This is a genomic window from Polynucleobacter sp. MWH-UH19D, from assembly GCF_040409795.1.
Classification (GTDB): Bacteria; Pseudomonadota; Gammaproteobacteria; order Burkholderiales; family Burkholderiaceae; genus Polynucleobacter.
The window spans coordinates 825,992-846,757 of the sequence record NZ_CP099571.1 but is presented as its reverse complement, the minus strand read 5'-3'; the positions used below and the strand labels follow the sequence as shown (position 1 = coordinate 846,757).

The window sequence follows — 20,766 nt, the reverse complement described above, 5'->3', positions numbered from 1 at the left end:
CAATCCCAGTTACTTAGCCTTACGAACGGGGGCCAATACCATCACCATCTGACGACCCTCCATCTTTGGAAACTGTTCAACTTGGCCATACTCTTGTAGGTCCAACTTCAAACGCTCCAACATTCTTGCTCCGATTTCTTGGTGAGCCATTTCTCGACCCCGAAAACGCAGCGTAATTTTTGTCTTATCGCCATCTTCTAAAAAGCGGATCAGATTACGTAGTTTCACACCATAGTCACCGTCATCCGTACCAGGGCGGAACTTTACTTCCTTCACCTGAATGACTTTTTGCTTCAGCTTTGCTTCATGCTGACGCTTGGCTTCTTGGTATTTGAATTTGCCAAAGTCCATGATTCGGACTACAGGTGGAACAGCTGTAGGAGCAATTTCAACCAAATCGGTATCTTTCTCTTCTGCTGCAGCCAAGGCTTCACTCAACTTAACTACACCGATGGCTTCACCATCGATTCCAATCAAACGCACTTCAGGAGCAGTAATTTCCCGATTAATGCGCTGCAATTTTTCAGTAGCGATCTTCTTAATTCCTCTAAAAAAACAATAAAAACCGTTCTAACCCTAGCTAGGCTCGGGTCCGACTTTTTGGGATATATCCTGCTGGAGTCGGGCAACGAAGGCATCAATAGGCATTACACCCAAATCCACTCCGCCACGGGCACGAACGGCCACCGAATTACTTTCTGATTCCTTATCCCCTACAACAAGCAAAAATGGGATCTTCTGTAATGCGTGCTCGCGTATTTTATACGTAATTTTCTCGTTCCGCAAATCCGCTTCGACTCTAAACCCTTGTTTTTTCAAGATTTGTTGGACTTGTTGCGCATATGCAGCAGAATTTCCGGAGATATTCAGAACCACAGCCTGAACCGGGGCAAGCCAAACCGGCATGTTTCCAGCGTGATTTTCGATCAGAATGCCTATAAAACGCTCTAAAGAGCCCACAATTGCTCTGTGTAGCATCACTGGGGTCTTACGGCTGTTGTCCTCAGCCACATATTCCGCACCAAGGCGAGCTGGCATTGAGAAATCTACCTGAATCGTGCCGCACTGCCAGGTCCGTCCAATAGAGTCCTTAAGGTGATACTCGATCTTAGGGCCATAAAAAGCGCCCTCGCCTGGTAATTCTTCCCATTCTTGTCCGGAAGCCTTTAGTGCGCCACGAAGGGCTTCTTCAGCCTTATCCCAAATAGCATCATCGCCAACACGTTTGGCGGGACGTAAGGCCAACTTAACAGCCACTTCAGTAAAGCCAAAATCTTGATAAACGGCACGTACCGCCTTGTCAAAGTCTGCCACCTCAGACTGAATTTGATCTTCAGTACAGAAAATGTGTCCATCATCTTGAGTAAAGCCACGAACGCGCATCAAACCATGCAGTGCGCCCGAAGGTTCATTGCGGTGACATTGACCAAACTCACCAAAGCGTAATGGCAATTCACGATAGCTATGTAAGCCAGAGTTATAAATTTGTACGTGACCAGGGCAGTTCATCGGCTTTAATGCATATGCACGATTTTCTGACTCCGTAGTGAACATATTTTCTTTGTAGTTTTCCCAGTGGCCAGATTTTTCCCAAAGGGCGCGATCCAAAATTTGCGGAGCCTTCACCTCTTGGTAGCCCTCTTGCTGATAAACGCGACGCATGTATTGCTCAACCTCTTGCCAGATTGACCAACCTTTTGGATGCCAGAAAATTAAACCTGGAGCTTCTTCCTGAAAATGGAATAAATCGAGTTGCTTGCCTAAGCGACGATGATCACGCTTCTCAGACTCTTCAAGCATGTGCAGGTAGGCATCTTGATCTTCCTTGCGTAACCATGCAGTTCCGTAGATCCGCTGGAGCATCTCATTCTTGCTATCGCCGCGCCAGTAGGCGCCTGCAAGCTTCATGAGCTTAAATACTTTTAACTTACCTGTGGATGGTACGTGTGGACCGCGGCATAAGTCCGTGAATTTGCCTTCCGCATAAAGTGACACATCCTCACCCTGCGGAATGCTGGCGATGATTTCAGCCTTGTAATGCTCACCTTGATCTTTAAAAAATTTCACTGCTTCATCACGAGGCAAAACACTACGAACTACTGGCTCATCTTTCTTAGCCAGTTCCACCATTTTCTTTTCCAGCGCGACTAAATCATCAGGCGTGAATGGGCGGTGATACGAGAAATCATAGTAAAAACCGTTTTCGACTACAGGACCGATAGTGACTTGCGCTTCTGGAAATAATTCCTTAACAGCGTATGCCAACAAGTGCGCGGTTGAGTGACGCACAATCTCTAAAGCTTCAGGACTCTTATCCGTAATGATAGCGAGCTGGCTATCTTTATCAATGACAAAGCTGGTATCCACCATCTTGCCATCAACGATTCCGCCTAAAGCAGCTTTTGCTAGACCGCTGCCGATACTTTGAGCCACATCCGCCACGCGAACGGGGGCCTCAAACTCTCGTTTTGATCCATCTGGCAGAGTAACTACTGGCATAACAACTCCATCTTCTTAATTGAACTCCAGCTTCACTACAACAGACCTAAAAAGAAAGCGCGGGAGCTTGTGGGCAACCGCGCATCTTGGGTCATTATTCGTTGGTAGGCTCGATTGGACTCGAACCAACGACCCCCACCATGTCAAGGTGGTGCTCTAACCAGCTGAGCTACGAGCCTATACAGCCCTAGAGTTTATCACCGGCGACGTACTTGCGTGACCCCTTTGAGCTCTTCTAGGCTATTTTGAACCACCCTCAACACCTCTGAGTCTTTGACCTCGACCGTTAAAAGGATCTGGGCTATACCCCTTTTTGCAGATTTTCGTAAATCAATGACATGCACGCCTTGGCGAGTCAAGATTTCAAATAGCTCTCGCATCAACTCTGGACGATCCAATCCTGAAACCAGCAAATCAGCAGGAAAGACTCGCTTTTGATCTGACTTGGCATCTGGATCCGCCGCAGAAGCAGTCCAAGCAGTTTGGATCACACGCTCAGGCGCTCTTTCTAGCAAGCCCCTAAATGTCTTACACGATCGACGATGAATCGACACCCCTCTGCCTTGCGTCACAAAACCTGCAATCGCATCAGGAGGAACTGGGCGACAACATCTAGCCAACTGCGTTAACAAAGAATCTACCCCTACAACCAATACATCGCCACCCTGTCCAGCTTTGCGAGTACTGTGACGTAAAACAATTTCTGGGGCAATTACTTTGGTATCTACCGAAGTCTCTGTTTTCGATTCAGAAACTTTTGTAACAGAAGAGACTTCTGCGTCGTCCAAGGCGTTAAACCAAGCTCGCACACGTTGGCGCGCACGAGAAGAGCCGATGTAGTTTTTATCTGGACTAATCCAATCACGCGATGGACCACCATCTTTCACAGCGATGATCTCAATAGTCTGACCATTTTTTAAAGCGGTCTCAAGTGGGACCATGGCACCATCAACTCGTGCACCACGGCAACGATGACCTAAATTGGTATGTACTGCATAGGCAAAATCAATGGGCGTTGACCCCTTTTCTAATGAGATCACCTTCCCTAAAGGAGTCAGCACGTAAATATGATCATCAATCTCATGATGTTTTAGCTGATCCCATGCATCCTCTTTCCATGAGATCAACTGTCTTGCCCATGCAATTTGGCGCTCATAAGCCACTTCTGCGCTATGAGTGCCGGGCTGATGCGTAACATGGGGTTTGTTACCTGGTTTTGCTTTGCTTTGGTTTGGCGGAGTTGCCATACCAATATAGGCGCCTTCTTTATAGCGCCAGTGGGCGGCCAAACCATACTCAGCCTGTTGATGCATCTCATGGGTGCGCACTTGAATCTCAAAAGCAGCGCCCTCATCATTCATCACCACAGTATGAAGCGATTGATATCCATTTGGTTTAGGCCGCGCAATGTAATCATCAAACTCGCGGGGCACTGGCTGCCAAACGTTATGCACAATTCCTAAAACGGCATAGCAATTTTTGATGTCATCAACCAATACCCGAAAAGCGCGAACGTCATAAAGGTTTGCAAAGTCTAATGACTTGCCTTGCATTTTTTTCCAAATGCTATAGATGTGCTTAGGTCTACCGAATACCTCCCCAGAAATATTCGCGGTTATTAATTCCTCTTGAAGTTGTTTAACAATCTTCTCAATAAAAGCCTGACGCTCAATGCGTTTGGCATCTAGCATCTTCGCAATATCGCGATACATCTGCGGAGAAAGCGCTCTGAACGCAAGATCCTCCATCTCCCATTTCATTTGCCAAATACCTAAGCGATTGGCTAATGACGCATCGATATCTAAAATCTCTTGCGCCCATGGCGCTGGCACCGAAATCTTTTCCTGGGTAATCCAACGCAGTGTTTGCAATCGAGAGGCTAGATAAATCAGCACTACTCGCAAGTCATCACCAAATGCTAACAACATCTTGCGCAGCATTTCTTCTTGACCAGAAACACTCAGGCCGCCATCTTCTCGCACCAACTTCGCTTGAGCTTGACGTAAACCGCGATATCCAATCAATAGTTTCGCGGACTCCTCGCCGATTAACTTCACTAGCGCCTCTTTGTTGAGAGTGCGCGCAATGTTATTCGCAGCAAGCAAGCTTGCTTCGTCTAAGTTAAGACCTTGCAATATTTGCGAAACGCCCAAGGAATGGGTTTCAGAAGGTTCGCCATACCATGCATCTACAAAGTTGGCAGTTTTACTGGGCGTATTTGCCATAGGCAAAATTAACTAAAGAATTCTTTTGCCAAGGCTATCTGTTCAGGCTTAACAAATGCTGGTGCATGGCCTACGTTAGGAATCTCGATACTACGAGCATAAGGATTGACCCTGCACATCTCGGCAACAGTCTGAGCAGAAAGCAAGTCAGAATCAGCTCCACGAACGATCAGCATGGGTATATGAATTTGCTTAAATGCATGCCACATGGCAACCTCACCAGCTTTTGCCATGATGGGATTAACAGAAGCAAAAGGAACGGCAATATTGGGGTCGTAATGCATCACCCATAAACCATCACGCTGAATAAGCATCGGCCCGTTGTAGATTTCCCATTCTTCAGGAGTATGCTCACCAAAAGTGGCGCAAATTTGGTTTAAGCGGTTTAAAGCATCTGCGCGATTGGCAAATGCAAAAGGTTGGCCAACATAAGAGCCTAGTCGCTTAATCGCATCAGGTTCAATTTTGGGACCCACGTCATTAATCAGCATTTTGCGAATTGGTGAATTTGGCATCGCGGCATAAACCATACCAATCAGACCACCCATTGATGTACCGAACCAATCGACCTGAGTAACGCCCAACTGTTTTACTAATTGCGCCATATCTGCAACGTACTGTGGAACAGCGTATTGCATAGGATTTTCTAAACGATCAGAGTCGCCACGACCCACCACATCTGGACAAACGACGTAATAGTCTTTACACATTGCTTGCGCAAGAGTTTTAAAGTCACTACCGCGGCGTGTTAAGCCGTGAACACACAAAAGCACTTTGGAGTTACTGGGATCTCCCCAGGCGTGATAAGCCATACGATACGTAGACTTACCACTTGTACATCGCACATAGAAGGTATCGCCATAGTGGATTACACCTGCTTGATGATGAAAATCATGCGCATCACCATCCTCAATACAATCAATTACCGCATGCACTTCCTCTGGCTGCAAAGTAACATGATCAATGCCGTACTTCTCTAACAGCATCTGATTAATTCTGTTCATAATGTCAGGCCACTCTTGAATGTTGGCTATTTCAATATGGCCAATGAGCGCAGGAAAACTTGGAGTCATTTCCCATACATGCAAATCATGCACTGCGAGAACACCAGGTACATTTTTTAAATCTTTACCTACTTGAACATAATCAATGTGAAGTGGCACACCCTCCATTAAGAAGTGATAAGACTCATGGAGAATCGAGACAGTAGACTTTAAAATCAACAGCGAAACCAAAATAGACAGGATGGCGTCGATTGGCATCCAGCCAGTGACCTGAATCACAATACCAGCCATCAGCGCAGCAATCGAACCCAGCAAATCGCCCATCACATGCACCAATGCCGCTCGGGTATTCACGCTTTTCTTATCATGCGATAAAACCCATGCAACCACGATATTCATGAGCAAGCCGATAGCAGCAACCACAGTAACGGTATAGCCATCCACCTGATGAGGATCAAAAAAACGTCTAATCGCTTCAATCACGATCCATACCACCAAGCCAAGCATCGCAATGCTATTGACGAAAGCTGCTAATGCTTCTGCCCTACCAAACCCAAACGAATGTTTGGGTGATGGCGGACGACGAGAAATAATTTGAGCCAATAAGGCAAGCCCTAATGCCGCAGCATCAGTCACCATGTGACCAGCATCTGAAATTAAAGCTAACGAGTTCGCAAAGTAGGCAGCCGCTCCCTCAACCCCGGAGAAACCCAGTGTTAGGACTAAAGCGATTAGCAATAGATTTTGATTGGAGACTTCTTTTCTATGGGAGTGCTTCGCATCGCCTTTTTTATGCGCATGCAAAGTTGGATCAACCCCAGAGTGACTCTGGGGTTTTGATGATTTCGAATGGAAAAGATGGGAACCCGGCATGGTGAACCCATTATTCCATTAAATGGTGACCGATGTTAGAAACCCGTTGTATCAACATGGGCACCGGTTTTAGCAAGCACCTCTTCCTTTGTAACTCCAGGTGCTAACTCAACCAACTCAAGCCCTTTAGGCGTGATATCCAATACACACAGATCCGTAATGATCTTGTTGATTACTTTTACACCCGTCAAAGGCAAAGTGCACTTGGGCAAAATTTTGATCTCTTCAGTGCCATCTTTCTTTTTAGCAACGTGCTCCATTAAGACAACTACGTGCTTTACACCGGCAACTAAATCCATTGCACCGCCCATGCCCTTTACCATCTTTCCAGGGATCATCCAATTCGCTAGATCACCATGCTCACTAACTTGCATGGCGCCGAGGATAGCAATATTGATTTTTCCACCACGAATCATTCCGAAAGAATCCGCAGAAGAAAAAATGGAAGATCCAGGCAATGTAGTAACCGTTTGCTTGCCAGCGTTAATTAAATCCGCATCAATTGTTGCCTCGGTTGGAAATGGTCCAATACCCAATAGGCCATTCTCAGATTGAAGCCACACTTCCATATCTTTTGGTACATGGTTTGCCACTAATGTGGGCATACCAATACCAAGGTTTACGTAATAACCATCTTTTAATTCTTTTGCAGCACGCGCTGCCATTTCATCTCTATTCCAAGGCATGTCGTTCTTCCCAAATAATTAAGCAGCTGAAAGCGTACGTTGCTCAATACGCTTCTCTGGAGTTTTATTAATAACTAGGCGGTGGATGTAAATCCCAGGAGTATGAATCTCATCTGGATGCAATTGACCGTTCTCCACAATCTCTTCTACTTCAGCTACCGTAATCTTGCCTGCCATTGCCACTACTGGATTGAAGTTACGAGCTGTATAGCGATAAACCAAGTTACCAGACTTATCCGCTTTCCAAGCTTTCACTAAAGAAATATCTGAAATGATTGAACGTTCCATGATGTATTTTTCACCATCGAATTCTTTTTCTTCTTTACCTTCGGCAACTAATGTACCTACTCCAGTTTTGGTATAGAAAGCGGGAATGCCACAACCACCGGCGCGTAATTTTTCCGCCAAGGTTCCTTGCGGCGTAAATTCCAACTCCAACTCGCCTGCTAAGTACTGGCGCTCAAATTCTTTATTCTCACCAACATAAGAGGCGACCATTTTCTTTACTTGGCGTGAATTTAATAGCAAGCCCAAGCCAAAACCATCAACACCAGCATTATTTGCAATAGCCGTCAGGTTCTGTGCACCAAGATCCTTTACTGCCTGAATCAGCGCCTCAGGAATACCGCACAAACCAAAACCACCAACAGCGATTTTTTGTCCATCCTTCAAAATATCCCGCAGGGCATCGACTGCCGATGGGTAAGTCTTATTCATAAATTTGTCCTAATATTGCCGAAAATGGTAAAAAAGCAATCATAACGCTTTAGACACCAAAGCCCAGCCAGTCCTAGCACCAGACTGGTATTGAACACTTAGAACTAAACTATCTAGGCTGAAATACCCTATTTTTAAGAAATCTCGGAGAAATTGCATGAATCCAGCGCAGTTACTAGAACAATTCGGGCCCCGCGAATCCATGGACTATGACCTTGTGATCGTCGGGGGCGGACCTGCTGGTTTATCTGCTGCTATTCGAGCAAAACAGCTCGCCAGCGAATCCGGGCAAGAAATTAGTGTCTGCGTACTAGAAAAAGGCTCTGAAATTGGCGCCCATATTTTGTCAGGCGCCGTAATGGATCCCAAGGCCCTAAGCGAATTATTCCCAAATTGGAAAGAATTAGGTGCCCCACTCAATACTGAGGTTACCCAAGATCAATTCCTCTTCTTAACAAAAGATAATTCATATCAAGTGCCAAACTGGATGTTGCCTCACTGCTTCCAGAACGAAGGTAACTATATTGTGAGCTTAGCTAATGTCACACGTTGGCTGGGTGAACAAGCTGAAGCACTTGGCGTAGAAATTTTCCCAGGTTTTCCTGCTGCAGAAGTTTTATACAACGAGCAAGGTGCTGTTGCGGGTGTAATCACTGGGGCAATGGGCTTAGATAAGGAAGGCAATCCCACTGATCAATTTCAACTGGGCATGGAATTACGCGGCAAGTACACCCTGTTTGCAGAGGGTGCACGCGGCCATCTCGGCAAACAATTAATTGCCAAATTCGCTTTAGATAAAGACTCTGATCCACAGAGCTATGGCATTGGCATTAAAGAGCTTTGGGAAGTTGAGCCATCTCAGAGCAAGCCTGGCTTGGTTGTTCATACTGCAGGCTGGCCACTAGAAAGCGATACCTATGGCGGATCATTCCTGTATCACTTAGGTGATAACAAAGTAGCGGTAGGTCTTGTAGTTGGTCTCTCTTATAAAAATCCCTACCTCTCACCTTTTGAAGAATTCCAACAATATAAATTGCATCCCAAGATTCGCGAAACTTTTGAAGGTGGAAAGCGGATTGCCTATGGCGCACGCGCATTAACCGCAGGTGGTTTAAATAGCCTGCCCAAAACGGTATTCCCTGGCGGTGCCTTAATTGGTTGTGATGCAGGATTCTTAAATGCCTCTCGCATCAAAGGTAGTCATGCTGCAATTAAGACTGGCATGCTGGCTGCTGAAGCGGCCGTTGCTGCATTGGCCGACAATCGTTCAGCCGATGTGCTTGCAGGCTACCCAGCTGCTTTTCAAAATAGCTGGCTTCATACCGAACTGAATCAAGCGCGCAATTTCAAAGCGTGGATGTCCAAAGGACTTTACCTTGGTACGTTGATGGTTGGTCTAGAGCAAAAAGTATTGGGCGGCAATATGCCATGGACGGTACACCTCAAACATGCAGATCATGAGTGCCTTGAGCCAGCGGCGCAACATAAACCCATTGACTACCCTAAACCAGACGGCAAAATCAGTTTCGATCGTCTCTCTTCGGTGTTTATCTCCAATACCAATCATGCAGAGAATCAGCCAATTCACCTGACTTTGAAAGATACGGCCATTCCAGTTAGTCTTAATCTCAAAACTTATGACGGCCCTGAGCAACGGTATTGCCCAGCCGGTGTATATGAATACGTTGAGGCAGATGGTCAGCCAAAACTACAGATCAACTCGCAAAACTGCGTGCACTGCAAGACCTGTGACATCAAAGATCCAAGTCAAAACATTGTTTGGGTAACACCTGAAGGTAGTGGTGGACCAAATTACGGAGCAATGTAAATCATGATGCTTTTGCACACCATGCTGCGTGTAGGTGATCTGCAGCGCTCTATTGATTTCTACACCAAAGTATTGGGCATGAACCTCTTGCGCACCACTGATCGACCTTCACAAAAGTACTCATTAGCTTTTGTTGGTTTTGGTAAGGGCAATGCAGATGGCCAAGCTGAAATTGAGTTGACCTATAACTACGGAGTTAATGCTTATGACTTAGGCAGCGCCTATGGTCACATTGCCATTGGTGTGCCCGATGCCTATGCTGCCTGCGATAAGATCAAAGCCGCTGGCGGCAATGTCACTCGCGAAGCAGGCCCCGTCGCCGGTGGTGACACGATCATCGCCTTTGTAACTGACCCAGATAGTTACAAAATTGAACTCATTCAACGCTAGTGGTAACTGAATCAGGGCAATTTCATCTCGAAATACTCAATTCGTTATCTGATGTTGCCGCATCAGACTGGAATAGCCTGCTTCCATTTGATGCAGGCCCTTTTTTAAAGCATGAATTCTTATCTTCTCTAGAAGAAACAGGCTGTGTTGGCGATAACACTGGCTGGCAAGTTGCCCACCTAATATTAAAAAGTGATCAAGGAATAGTTGGCGCAATTCCTTTGTATTTAAAGCAACACTCTTATGGTGAATATGTTTTTGATTGGTCTTGGGCGCAAGCATATGAACAACAGGGTATGAACTACTATCCCAAAGCACTTTGCGCCATGCCATTTACGCCAGTTCAAGGTTCGCGTTTATTAGTAAAACCAGAACTTGATCGAACACTCTTCACTTCAAAACTCATTGCTGGCTTGAAATCTCTTGTCCAAAATAATCACCTATCTTCGGCACATGTCTTATTTCCAAAAGAAGAAGAGATTGAATTGCTAAATGCACATGGGTTTCTTCTAAGAGATTCTGTTCAGTTCCATTGGCATAACCAGAACTACAAAGACTTTGATCAATTTTTATCAGCGCTCACTATGAAGCGGCGTAAAAATATTCGTCGCGAGCGAGAGCTGGTTTCAGCACACAACATAACATTTAGGCATATCCCAGGCAGGGACTCTACAGACCAAGATTGGGAATTCTTCTACGCATGCTATGCAAATACCTACTATGAGCACCAATCACAGCCTTATCTCAATGAATCCTTTTTTAAGCTTTGGGCCAGCCGCTCACCGCAAGACTTGCATTTAATAGTAGCCCATAGAGATGGTTTACCCATGGCATCTTCATTACTCGTTGTAGACACTGCAATGTCAAAGGCCTATGGTCGCTATTGGGGTGCGCTTGAGCATATTCCCCTTCTGCATTTTGAGACTGCCTACTATCAAGCCATTGAATATTGCATTTCTAGGGGCATTCAAACTTTTGAAGGTGGCGCACAAGGCGAACATAAGATGGCGAGAGGATTTTTACCAACGACGATTCAATCCGCCCATTTCATTCAAGACCATAGATTTGCCAAGGCAGTGGAACAATTTTTAGGCAGAGAGCACCTCGGCATTACAGCGTATGTAGATGAGCTTGCTGAGCACAGCCCAATAAAATCGACTAAAGTACTCGAATGAATTCTGGAAGCAATCCTCCTAACCCTCAAGATGGCTCACATTCACTCTCGACTGGGGATGATGAGTCTGACTCACCTTGTATCGGTATCTGCACCACCCTCTATGATGAAATTTGTCAGGGCTGTGGCCGTACCCTTAACGAAGTGAGTAATTGGGTGTTTTTTAGCGACGAGGAAAAGGCCTCCGTTTGGAAGCGAATTCGGGAAGACGGAACGGCCATGCGCTTTCAGCGCCAGCTCAAAGAAAATAAGCCCACTTAATAGTGAGCTTATTTAATTTACTGAGCTTTCACTCAATTGGATTAACCAGCCAAGGCTTGACTGCGTAAGTACTCTTCGTAAGTGCCTGAATAGTCTTCTACTGTGCCGTCCATTTTTACTTCTAGAATACGATTAGCTAGAGCTTGCACAAATTCACGATCGTGCGAGACGAATATCAAGGTTCCTTCAAATTTCTCAAGGGCAATTTGCAAGCTCTCAATCGATTCCATATCCATGTGATTGGTTGGCTCATCCATGGCAAGAACATTATGTTTTTGGAGCATCAATTTTCCCCAAATCATGCGTCCTTTTTCACCACCAGATAAAACTTTGACATCTTTACCAATATCATCACCTGAGAACAGCAGGCGCCCTAACGTGCCTCGTACAACCTGATCATCATCGCCGGTGTTACGCCAAGCACTCATCCACTCCATTAAGGTTTCTTCTTTAGCAAAGAGCTCGGTGTTGTCCTGAGGCATTACACCCACATTAGCATTTTCAGCCCATTTCACATCTCCACTATCAGCGGCAATACCATCAAAACGTTTGCTCAAAATCGTTTTGAGCAGAGTTGTTTTACCGGCGCCGTTTTGACCAATGATGGCGATTTTTTCGCCAGCACGAATACCCAACTTCAAGTTCTTAAAAATGGTTCTGTCGTATGCTTTTGTGAGTGCATTACATTCAACCGCCATATTGTGTAATTTTTTCTCGTAGTCAAAACGAATAAATGGGTTTTGACGAGATGATGGCTTAATTTCAGCGATTTCAATTTTTTCTAACTGACGTTGGCGTGATGTTGCTTGACGCGCTTTAGAAGCATTTGCGGAGAATCGGCTAACAAATGCCTGTAATTCAGCAATCTTCTCTTTGGCTTTTGCATTTGAAGCCAATTGTTGCGCCCTAGCTTGGGTGGAGGCCAACATATACGAATCGTAATTTCCTGGATAAACCTTCAAGGTTCCATAGTCCATATCGGCCATATGCGTGCACACTTCGTTAAGGAAGTGACGATCGTGGGAAATGATGATGATGGTGCTATTAAATTGATTCAGAATTTCTTCTAACCAATGGATCGAGTGAATATCCAAGTTATTGGTAGGCTCGTCTAGCAACAAGACATCTGGATCAGAGAACAAAGCTTGAGCCAGCAATACACGTAGTTTCCAACCAGGCGCAACATTACTCATCGGACCGTTATGCTGTTCAATCGGAATTCCAATGCCTAATAACAACTCACCCGCTTTTGCTTCAGCTGTATAGCCGCCATATTCTGCATACTTGCCCTCGAGCTCAGCAGCCTTCATGTAATCTTCATCAGTTGCTTCTGGGTTCGCATAAATTGCATCCCGCTCGGCAGCAGCCTTCCACATTTCTTCATGGCCCATCATGACTACATCGAGAACGCGCACATCCTCGTAGGCAAACTGATCCTGGCGCAATTTACCCAAACGAATACCTGGGTCTAAACTCACGTTACCGCTTGAAGGCTCTAACTCACCTCCAAGGATTTTCATAAAAGTGGATTTACCGCAGCCATTGGCACCAATCAGACCATAGCGATTGCCACCGCCAAACTTAACTGAGATGTTCTCAAAGAGAGGCTTTGCCCCAAACTGCATAGTGATATTAGATGCGGACAGCACGGATGTTTCTCTAACTTTCTAAAAATCAAGTGGAACGAATGCGCATTTGCAATGCGGCCTCATTTGAGGCAAAGACCATTATTTTAACGGCTTAAGGTCCTCAAATGACCAAGAACGTTACGCGATTAAAGTTTGACCCGAAATGGCGTGAAATTTGTATGAATATCGTAATAATCCTCATTTTCCTTGCGTTTAAGGTAATTCACTACCCAATAGGTCAAGGGCGTTGCTAATACCTCCCAGCCTGTTTTCAAGGCATATTGAGCTAAGGCCACGGCGATGAGCTCATGGGTTGGCCAAATGCCATAGAAAGCTAAAACATAGAAGAACGCAGAATCTACTAGCTCACCAACTGCTGTAGAACCAATAGTGCGCATCCAAAGATAGCGGCCTTGTGTCCATATTTTCATTTTGGCCAGAACAAAGCTATTCGTAAAACTGCCGCACCAGAATGAAAACATGGAAGCTAATGCGATACGCCAAGAATTTCCAAAAACAGTTTCCAATCCCTGTTGATAATTGGCCATGTACCCTCCTGGCGCAACAGGAAGTGCAATCACAATTTGCGCCATGATTGCGGCAAACAAAAGGGCCGTAAATCCAGCCCATACCGCCCTTCGATCGTAAGCATATCCGTACACCTCGGTCAAAATATCACCAAAGAAATACGAGATGGGGAAGAATAGAATTCCTGCGCCAAAAGCTAACTCACCAAAATATGGCAGGCTAACCACTGCAGCTTTACCGGCGCCAATAAAGTTCGAACACAACAAGACAACCACAAAAGCGGCCAGAATCAAGTCGTAGTAGCGATGATGTCGTCTCGAGGAGTCCATAGCTCTAAAAAATGGATAATAGAGAAAGAATATCCCCTTTCAGTAAATCACGCTGAGGGCCAGATACATCAATACCAGCAATGAATAGGACGACTTAAGACGATGAGCAAAGCGAGCTTTAACTGGGCAGATCCCCTTCTATTGGACACACAACTGAGCGAAGATGAGCGCATGGTACGCGATGCCGCCGCAGAATATGCACAAGGTCGTTTAATGCCGCGTATTTTGGAGGCATATCGCAATGAAACAACCGATCCTGCGATCTTTCGTGAAATGGGTGAACTAGGCTTGTTAGGCATAACCATTCCTGAGCAATATGGCGGCGCTAATCTCAACTATGTCTCTTATGGCCTGATTGCCCGTGAAATCGAACGTGTCGACTCTGGCTATCGCTCAATGATGAGTGTTCAATCTTCTTTGGTGATGGTTCCCATCAATGAGTTTGGTAGCGAAGCACAAAAACAAAAATATCTTCCAAAACTAGCAAGCGGTGAATGGATTGGCTGCTTTGGCCTCACTGAACCCAACTATGGTTCCGATGCAGGTGGCATGATCACTAGAGCTAAAAAAGTTCCCGGCGGATTCTCGCTAACTGGCTCAAAAATGTGGATCTCAAATGCTCCGATTGCCGATGTCTTTGTGGTGTGGGCTAAGAATGATGAAGGCATTATTCGTGGCTACATTCTTGAGAAAGGCATGAAGGGCCTAACCGCTCCTAAGATCAGCGGCAAGATGGGTCTGCGCGCCTCTATCACTGGTGAAATCGTCATGGATGAAGTCTTTGTCCCTGCTGAAAATGAATTCCCAGAAATTACTGGTCTCAAAGGTCCGTTCACCTGCCTCAACTCCGCTCGTTATGGCATCTCCTGGGGTGCATTAGGAGCGGCTGAATGGTGTTGGCATGCAGCACGCCAATACACCATGGATCGCAAGCAATTTGGCAAGCCTCTCGCATCTAATCAGCTCATTCAAAAAAAGTTGGCTGATATGCAAACAGAGATTACTTTGGCACTACAAGGATGCTTACGCTTAGGCCGCATGAAAGATGAAGGCATTGCTGCCCCTGAAATTACCTCTATCATGAAACGCAACTCTTGCGGTAAATCTCTAGAAATTGCCCGCATGGCGCGCGATATGCATGGCGGTAATGGTATCTCTGATGAATATGGTGTAGTTCGCCATATGATGAACCTCGAGGTTGTCAATACCTACGAAGGCACGCATGATATCCATGCCCTCATCTTAGGACGTGCACAAACGGGCATTCAGGCTTTTAGCTAAGCTTTAACACCGAGCCGGTAACTGACTGACGATAGCCTTAGCTGCTTTTGCGAAGGCTTCGTCACTATCATTTTCGAGTTGCACAAAATAATCAGCACGATACTGAGGAAAATTACGCACAATAGAAGATTGGTAGGATGGGTCGTAGTGCTTAATTAATAACTCCTCCACTAAGCCAGGGAATTGCTGGGCATCAATCGCCTCGTTCCATTTAGCAATCTGCACTTTTCCATAATGCGCTGTCAGCAAGGCTAGCTTGCTTTTCAAGCCATCAGCGTCCGTCAAAAAATGATGGTATTCGCGCATCAACCAAGAAACGCGAGTTTGCGTACTTGACCTCAGTTCAATACATGCGCCGCCCCGAATTTTTTCCATTAAGGCATCAGGTATGTGCAGTCCGCCAACCTTTTTACTTTCCGACTCAACCAATACTGGTTTTGATGGATCTAAGGTTCGTAACGCATTCCATAAAGCTGTCTCAAAGCCCTTTTGGGTTGGCTGCTCAATATTAGGCTCATTACCCAATACAGACCCTCGATGAATTGCTAGCGCCTCAAGATCTAATATCTGAGCACCATAACGAGCCGCCTCTTGCAATACCCTCGTCTTCCCACTGCCGGTCATGCCGCAAATCACTTGAAATGAAAATTGCTTAGCCGCCTCATCTAGGCCATCAATGACAACTCTCCGAAAGCCTTGATAGCCACTTTCTAATTGCATGGCTTTCCAACCAATTCGATTGAGAATATGAGTGAACGCACCGCTGCGCTCACCACCGCGCCAACAGTAAACCAATGGGCGCCAAGTCCGTGGAAAATCTTGAAAATGATTCTCTAGATGATTGGCAATATTGCGCGATACCAAAGCCGCACCGAGCTTCTTCGCAGCAAATGGCGAGTCTTGTTTATATAAAGTGCCTATCTGTGCACGTTCCTCATTATTGAGGACTGGATAGTTCACTGCGCCAGGAATATGGTCTAAAGCAAATTCAGCTGGTGATCGCACATCAATGATGCAATCATAAGAATTGAGTTCAGCGACAAATCGTTCCCGCGATAAGATTTGTGGGTTGCTTGGCTGCATACCGCCTTGTTAGCTAATCTTTTGCAAAATATGCTCAGGCCAAGGCGCTGATTTATTGGTGGTGAGATCTACCCAAACCATAGTTGCACCACCAATTGCCACCTCTTCATTAGGTGTCGAGGTCAACGCCATGCTGGTGAATACATCCATACTGGTGCGACCAATCGCACCAATCGAGGTTTTCAGAATCAAGTCGCCTGGATATGAAAGCTGTTTGTAGAAGTTACAAAAGCCATTCATCATCAGCATGGACTCCCTGCCAGGCGCCACCTGATAACCCAATGAAGTAATCCACTCCACTCGAGCTTGTTCCATGTACCGAAAATAGATCGTGTTATTCACATGACCATAGGCATCCATATCACCCCACCGAATTGGTGTGATCATTTCATGGACTAACTTACGATCCTCTGGAATAACAATACGCATTGTTTTACCAAATTAACTCTTGCTTAATTTACTTGTAAAGCAAGTTGATACAAATTGGTTGAACGTGCGCCTGAGCGACAAAATGCTAAAACGGGACCAGGCAAAGTTTTTAATAAACGAGCCATTTCAACTACTTGTTCTGGAGTAATGGCACCAGAGACTACGGGTAGATACACATAATTTAAGCCTAACTTTTGCGCTTCAGCTTCAATATCTGCATTCTTTGGTTGATCAGGGCCGCCTTCGCCATCAGGGCGATTATTGATTACGCTTTTATAACCTTGCTTGGCAATCTCAGCCAGATGTGCTGGTTCAATTTGACCCAAGGTGGCAAATTGTGCATTGTGGCAAGTAATAGGAAGACTCATGACACCCTCTGTTTTAAATAAATTTTTTAGAAATTGCATATCGTATTAGTAGTCGTGCTATATGAATTATTTTGGTAAGTGCTTGTGGCCACTGAAGAAACGCTCGCAAACACGCATCCCAACTAGCATGGCCACAACAAAAGCTAGGGCCTTAAGATAGCCCGCGCCAAGTGCCACGATTGCAGGACCAGGACAAATACCCGCTATACCCCAACCTACTCCAAAAATGAAACTGCCAATAACAAGGGCCTTAGATATATCTTTTCTTGTTGGAATATGAAATGCACCGCCAAAGAACGCCTCGCTTCTATTTTTAACAACATAGAATCCGCCAAGACCAACCAGTATGGCACCTACCATCACAAATATCAAAGATGGATCCCAAGGACCTGCAAGATCTAGAAAACCAAGGACCTTTTGTGGATTGCTCATTCCGGAAATAATTAAGCCAAAACCAAAAAGGACGCCAATTGCAAATTGACTAAAAAGGCCGAAATGTTTTTTCACATTAGCCCCCAATCAAATGACGCAAGATAAATACAGTGAGAAAACCTGCACCCATAAAACTCAGGGTAGCAACCAAAGATCGCGGGGACAGCCTAGATAAACCACAGATACCATGACCACTAGTGCAGCCAGAACCGTACTGAACACCAAAGCCTACCAAAAAACCTGCAATCATAATTGCATACCAACCAGTATGAATTTCTACAACTGGCCGAATGCCAAAAAATAGCGCAGCCCAAAGTGGTGAAGTTAGCAAACCCAGTACTAGGGCTAAACGCCACACAACATCATTTGGCTTCGGATGAAGCAATCCCGAAATGATTCCACTAATACCTAAGATGCGCCCATGCAATAGCACATAGAGCGCAGCAGCAATACCTAGCAAAGCACCGCCCAATAGAGATGGAATGGGTGTAAATGAAAGCCAATCAATTTGCATATTGATATTCTGAAATGATTAAGCGCAAGGATTTGGCGCCATACGAAATTGTAAATAACGCACACCTAAATAGCCGCCAAAAATAAAGCCTGGCAATGCAATCAGAGAACTCAAGGCTAAGGTTGAAATACCACTTAAACCCTGACCAACCGTACAACCCAAGGCGGTAACACCACCAAAACCCATCAATGCTGCACCAACTAAATGATTGGCAGTATCTTCAGTGTTACGAAAGGTTTCCCAACGAAACGTTCTGGTTGATAGAGAAATTACTGCAGAGCCTAAAATCATGCCAATGACTGCAACTATGCCAATCGTGAGAACTTTTGAAGTATCGCTGTACATCATTAGCCAATCTAATGAATACGCATAAGGCGCAACAAAAGACAAACTCTCCATTCGACCAGAATTGGTCACTAGAAATACTTCTTCAAGGGTATTGGGATCCTCGGCAACATGACCCAGGGCGCCTGAAATCCACCAAACTGCAGTAATTACCAAACCAACTGAAATACCAGCAAAAAGATTTTCAAAATTAAGGAATGCCTTATCAGCCAACGCAAAAGTAATAAACCCTATACCAATAATTAAACCGAGCGCTAAGTGCAGATTTGCCCTAGCAATACCCAGCGGTCCCGCAAGAAGGCTTGGCAAATCCTGCGGCGTGGCAAAGGTAATAAAAACCAAATCAATAGAATTTGTGCGAATGACACCCAAAAATCCGCGCATAGTCATATAAGCGGTGAGCCCTAAAACCATAAATACAACCACAGACTTCAAATTGCCGCCGCCGATTCGAACCAAGGTTTTACTGCCACAGCCAGAGGCAAGCACCATTCCCATTCCAAACAGAATGCTTCCGACGATAGTTGAAAGCCACAAGAATTTATTACCGGTATAGAACGTCTTCAGAGAATCAATTAAACCTAAATGCGCTAATACAGTAAATCCTAGAATAGCTGTGCCGATGGCCAAAAACCATTGCCTTAATCGATTAGAACTTGCAACAATAAAAACATCTGAGATAGCGCCCATACTGCAAAAGCCAGTTTTCTGCATCACCATACCCAAAAGAAAGGTGACGGCAAAGGTCGACCAAAGAACAGTTTTGCCAAGAAAATGAATATCAACCGCTTCCATGAAGAATGTACTTAAAAAAAATTATTGTTTAAATTTATAGAATTGCTTATTTAAATAAGCAGTGACATCAGCCTCATCTTCAGGAAATAGATCAAGACGCAATTCAGTATTGCAGCGTTCAACCATTGTCTTCAACTTAGCAAGAGAGTTCACCTTGCTATCGGAGCGGGTATAAATCATGTCCCCGTTCCCGAACCCCATTTTCTTGGCATGACATGCATAGCATTTATTTTGATCAATCTCTTTGCCATTTTGAAGATTCGGAGCTGCAAGAACACTCATGCTGAAGCCAAGAGCGGCACAGACAAAAATCTTTCGACCGAATACGATAAATTTCATTACAAATCAGCGATATATGGATAAATGCCTATTTTAGATCCAAGTCGCTAAATTTGCCCTAATTCCTATTCAGCCTGGATTGATAGATAGACGTTATAGGCATTCATCCGATTGGCAGCCCTAAATAGAGGCATTCCCTCGTATTCAGACCAATCTGCTGACTGATATGCCTCTTCAAATGGATCCATGTTCAACGCGGCTGATGCCATAGATTCACGCAAATACTTCAAATAAGATCGTGTAAAAGAAATATCCTCAAGCGGCTTAGTTGAGTATGAGCCATGGCCAGGTATTACAGTCTTGGGATTGAGTCTTTCAATCTCATCCAAAGCCTGTAACCAACCCTTACTATCTGCGTTTCCAACAAATGGAATGCGTCCACGGAAAACCAAATCTCCTGCAAACAGCACTTTTTCTGAGGGCACATAGATCATCAAGTCTTCGGGCGCATGGGCAGGACCCACTCTTGAGATGAAAAAATCTACGCCACCAATCTTTAGATTGAATTGTTGATCAATCCACACGTCAGCAGAAATCAATCTGGTATTTGCATTAACCCACGGCGCAAAGTCTACTCTAGAGGCAATTAACCTTTGCTTGGCCGTTTCAGACGACAGGTAGTTTCTACCCTCACCTTGGGCGTAAATCTTGGCGCCGATCTTTTTAAATTCTTGCAAACCATAGACATGGTCTGCATGGTAATGACTCACTATCACAGCCACAATTTTTTGCTTACTGACTTTATTAATTTCAGCAATGAGTTTTTTTGCCAATACTGGAGAACCAAGCGCATCAATGACAACGACTCCACCTGGGGTAACCACAAACCCCGCATTCGAGATAAAGTTTTGATTGGCGCTACTACCCATCTCTGGGCGACCCTGAACAAAATAGGTATGAGGCGCCACCTGAATTGGCTGCACCAAAACCCCATCTGCCACTGATTGAGCTTGAGCAATAGCCGAACAATAAATAACAAAGGATCCAAGCAGGATCCTGAGACAATCATGAATACGACGAATACAAAATGTCATTTCA

The 20,766-nt window shown here is 45.0% G+C and carries 21 protein-coding genes and 1 tRNA gene; 5 read left to right on the top strand and 17 right to left on the bottom strand.

Annotated elements, in window-relative coordinates; translation table 11 throughout:
* Positions 1 to 9: 9 nt before the first annotated feature.
* The 7 genes from infC to NHB34_RS04285 form a co-directional block, all read right to left on the bottom strand.
* On the bottom strand, positions 10 to 534 hold the full coding sequence (gene infC, locus NHB34_RS04315; protein ID WP_296968670.1) for a translation initiation factor IF-3: 525 nt from the start codon (positions 532 to 534) through the stop codon (positions 10 to 12).
* Positions 535 to 576: 42 nt separating this feature from the next.
* Positions 577 to 2,499 carry a threonine--tRNA ligase gene (thrS, locus tag NHB34_RS04310; RefSeq protein ID WP_353428403.1) on the bottom strand — a complete coding sequence of 641 codons (1,923 nt, stop codon included), beginning with the start codon at positions 2,497 to 2,499 and terminating at the stop codon, positions 577 to 579.
* A gap of 102 nt (positions 2,500 to 2,601) precedes the next feature.
* Positions 2,602 to 2,678 (bottom strand) — tRNA-Val (locus NHB34_RS04305).
* Between the two features lie 18 nt (positions 2,679 to 2,696).
* On the bottom strand, positions 2,697 to 4,724 hold the full coding sequence (locus tag NHB34_RS04300) for an HD domain-containing protein (protein WP_353428402.1): 2,028 nt from the start codon (positions 4,722 to 4,724) through the stop codon (positions 2,697 to 2,699).
* Positions 4,725 to 4,732: 8 nt separating this feature from the next.
* Positions 4,733 to 6,601, bottom strand: a complete 1,869-nt coding sequence (locus NHB34_RS04295) for an alpha/beta fold hydrolase (RefSeq protein ID WP_353428401.1) — start codon at positions 6,599 to 6,601, stop codon at positions 4,733 to 4,735.
* A 35-nt stretch (positions 6,602 to 6,636) separates the two neighbouring features.
* The gene (locus tag NHB34_RS04290) at positions 6,637 to 7,287 is read right to left on the bottom strand and encodes a CoA transferase subunit B (protein ID WP_353428400.1); all 651 of its coding nucleotides are present in this window, start codon (positions 7,285 to 7,287) and stop codon (positions 6,637 to 6,639) included.
* Between the two features lie 18 nt (positions 7,288 to 7,305).
* Complete coding sequence (locus NHB34_RS04285; RefSeq protein WP_353428399.1) at positions 7,306 to 8,004, bottom strand: CoA transferase subunit A; 699 nt, start codon at positions 8,002 to 8,004, stop codon at positions 7,306 to 7,308.
* 157 nt (positions 8,005 to 8,161) lie between these two features.
* Here NHB34_RS04285 and NHB34_RS04280 point away from each other — a divergent pair, with 157 nt between their 5' ends.
* From NHB34_RS04280 to NHB34_RS04265, 4 genes are read left to right on the top strand one after another with little or no spacing between them, the layout of a single operon-like run.
* Positions 8,162 to 9,832, top strand: a complete 1,671-nt coding sequence (locus NHB34_RS04280; protein ID WP_353428398.1) for an electron transfer flavoprotein-ubiquinone oxidoreductase — start codon at positions 8,162 to 8,164, stop codon at positions 9,830 to 9,832.
* A 3-nt stretch (positions 9,833 to 9,835) separates the two neighbouring features.
* Entirely contained in the window at positions 9,836 to 10,222 is a 387-nt protein-coding gene (gene gloA / locus NHB34_RS04275) for a lactoylglutathione lyase (protein WP_353428397.1), read from the top strand.
* Entirely contained in the window at positions 10,222 to 11,397 is a 1,176-nt protein-coding gene (locus NHB34_RS04270; RefSeq protein ID WP_353428396.1) for a GNAT family N-acetyltransferase, read from the top strand. The genes gloA and NHB34_RS04270 overlap by 1 nt, the downstream gene beginning before the upstream one ends.
* Entirely contained in the window at positions 11,394 to 11,657 is a 264-nt protein-coding gene (locus NHB34_RS04265; RefSeq protein WP_353428395.1) for a DUF1289 domain-containing protein, read from the top strand. Before NHB34_RS04270 ends, NHB34_RS04265 begins: the two co-directional genes overlap by 4 nt.
* A 41-nt stretch (positions 11,658 to 11,698) precedes the next feature.
* Here the strand turns inward: NHB34_RS04265 and NHB34_RS04260 are convergent, their stop codons facing one another.
* On the bottom strand, positions 11,699 to 13,306 hold the full coding sequence (locus NHB34_RS04260; RefSeq protein WP_353428394.1) for an ABC-F family ATPase: 1,608 nt from the start codon (positions 13,304 to 13,306) through the stop codon (positions 11,699 to 11,701).
* Between the two features lie 125 nt (positions 13,307 to 13,431).
* Complete coding sequence (locus NHB34_RS04255) at positions 13,432 to 14,142, bottom strand: queuosine precursor transporter (protein WP_353428393.1); 711 nt, start codon at positions 14,140 to 14,142, stop codon at positions 13,432 to 13,434.
* 102 nt (positions 14,143 to 14,244) lie between these two features.
* On the opposite strand from NHB34_RS04255, the gene NHB34_RS04250 reads away from it, so the two are divergent.
* The gene (locus NHB34_RS04250) at positions 14,245 to 15,423 is read left to right on the top strand and encodes an acyl-CoA dehydrogenase (protein ID WP_353428392.1); all 1,179 of its coding nucleotides are present in this window, start codon (positions 14,245 to 14,247) and stop codon (positions 15,421 to 15,423) included.
* A 3-nt stretch (positions 15,424 to 15,426) separates the two neighbouring features.
* Here NHB34_RS04250 and mnmH read toward each other — a convergent pair whose 3' ends face one another.
* From mnmH to NHB34_RS04210, 8 genes are all read right to left on the bottom strand, one after another.
* Positions 15,427 to 16,506: a tRNA 2-selenouridine(34) synthase MnmH gene (mnmH, locus tag NHB34_RS04245; protein ID WP_353428391.1), complete on the bottom strand. Its 1,080-nt coding sequence runs from the start codon at positions 16,504 to 16,506 to the stop codon at positions 15,427 to 15,429.
* A 9-nt stretch (positions 16,507 to 16,515) separates the two neighbouring features.
* Positions 16,516 to 16,935 (bottom strand): thioesterase family protein, encoded by a 420-nt coding sequence (locus tag NHB34_RS04240; protein WP_353428390.1) that lies wholly within the window; start codon positions 16,933 to 16,935, stop codon positions 16,516 to 16,518.
* A 23-nt stretch (positions 16,936 to 16,958) separates the two neighbouring features.
* The gene (locus tag NHB34_RS04235) at positions 16,959 to 17,303 is read right to left on the bottom strand and encodes a TIGR01244 family sulfur transferase (RefSeq protein ID WP_353428537.1); all 345 of its coding nucleotides are present in this window, start codon (positions 17,301 to 17,303) and stop codon (positions 16,959 to 16,961) included.
* A gap of 66 nt (positions 17,304 to 17,369) precedes the next feature.
* The gene (locus NHB34_RS04230) at positions 17,370 to 17,810 is read right to left on the bottom strand and encodes a DUF6691 family protein (RefSeq protein WP_353428389.1); all 441 of its coding nucleotides are present in this window, start codon (positions 17,808 to 17,810) and stop codon (positions 17,370 to 17,372) included.
* Position 17,811: 1 nt separating this feature from the next.
* Positions 17,812 to 18,249, bottom strand: a complete 438-nt coding sequence (locus NHB34_RS04225) for a YeeE/YedE family protein (protein ID WP_353428388.1) — start codon at positions 18,247 to 18,249, stop codon at positions 17,812 to 17,814.
* A gap of 18 nt (positions 18,250 to 18,267) precedes the next feature.
* Positions 18,268 to 19,389, bottom strand: a complete 1,122-nt coding sequence (locus tag NHB34_RS04220) for a YeeE/YedE family protein (protein WP_353428387.1) — start codon at positions 19,387 to 19,389, stop codon at positions 18,268 to 18,270.
* 21 nt (positions 19,390 to 19,410) lie between these two features.
* Complete coding sequence (locus NHB34_RS04215) at positions 19,411 to 19,671, bottom strand: hypothetical protein (RefSeq protein ID WP_353428386.1); 261 nt, start codon at positions 19,669 to 19,671, stop codon at positions 19,411 to 19,413.
* A gap of 122 nt (positions 19,672 to 19,793) precedes the next feature.
* A complete protein-coding gene (locus NHB34_RS04210) occupies positions 19,794 to 20,762 on the bottom strand; it encodes an MBL fold metallo-hydrolase (protein ID WP_353428385.1) in 969 nt (322 codons plus the stop codon).
* Positions 20,763 to 20,766 lie beyond the last annotated feature (4 nt).

Excerpts from the sequence above, each read along its gene's own strand:
- thrS (WP_353428403.1), bottom strand. The coding sequence starts at position 2,499 with ATGCCAGTAGTTACTCTGCCAGATGGATCAAAACGAGAGTTTGAGGCC.
- NHB34_RS04300 (WP_353428402.1), bottom strand. The coding sequence starts at position 4,724 with ATGGCAAATACGCCCAGTAAAACTGCCAACTTTGTAGATGCATGGTAT.
- NHB34_RS04295 (WP_353428401.1), bottom strand. The coding sequence starts at position 6,601 with ATGCCGGGTTCCCATCTTTTCCATTCGAAATCATCAAAACCCCAGAGT.
- NHB34_RS04290 (WP_353428400.1), bottom strand. The coding sequence starts at position 7,287 with ATGCCTTGGAATAGAGATGAAATGGCAGCGCGTGCTGCAAAAGAATTA.
- NHB34_RS04285 (WP_353428399.1), bottom strand. The coding sequence starts at position 8,004 with ATGAATAAGACTTACCCATCGGCAGTCGATGCCCTGCGGGATATTTTG.
- NHB34_RS04280 (WP_353428398.1), top strand. The coding sequence starts at position 8,162 with ATGAATCCAGCGCAGTTACTAGAACAATTCGGGCCCCGCGAATCCATG.
- gloA (WP_353428397.1), top strand. The coding sequence starts at position 9,836 with ATGATGCTTTTGCACACCATGCTGCGTGTAGGTGATCTGCAGCGCTCT.
- NHB34_RS04265 (WP_353428395.1), top strand. The coding sequence starts at position 11,394 with ATGAATTCTGGAAGCAATCCTCCTAACCCTCAAGATGGCTCACATTCA.
- NHB34_RS04255 (WP_353428393.1), bottom strand. The coding sequence starts at position 14,142 with ATGGACTCCTCGAGACGACATCATCGCTACTACGACTTGATTCTGGCC.
- NHB34_RS04250 (WP_353428392.1), top strand. The coding sequence starts at position 14,245 with ATGAGCAAAGCGAGCTTTAACTGGGCAGATCCCCTTCTATTGGACACA.
- mnmH (WP_353428391.1), bottom strand. The coding sequence starts at position 16,506 with ATGCAGCCAAGCAACCCACAAATCTTATCGCGGGAACGATTTGTCGCT.
- NHB34_RS04240 (WP_353428390.1), bottom strand. The coding sequence starts at position 16,935 with ATGCGTATTGTTATTCCAGAGGATCGTAAGTTAGTCCATGAAATGATC.
- NHB34_RS04235 (WP_353428537.1), bottom strand. The coding sequence starts at position 17,303 with ATGAGTCTTCCTATTACTTGCCACAATGCACAATTTGCCACCTTGGGT.
- NHB34_RS04225 (WP_353428388.1), bottom strand. The coding sequence starts at position 18,249 with ATGCAAATTGATTGGCTTTCATTTACACCCATTCCATCTCTATTGGGC.
- NHB34_RS04220 (WP_353428387.1), bottom strand. The coding sequence starts at position 19,389 with ATGGAAGCGGTTGATATTCATTTTCTTGGCAAAACTGTTCTTTGGTCG.
- NHB34_RS04215 (WP_353428386.1), bottom strand. The coding sequence starts at position 19,671 with ATGAGTGTTCTTGCAGCTCCGAATCTTCAAAATGGCAAAGAGATTGAT.
- NHB34_RS04210 (WP_353428385.1), bottom strand. The coding sequence starts at position 20,762 with ATGACATTTTGTATTCGTCGTATTCATGATTGTCTCAGGATCCTGCTT.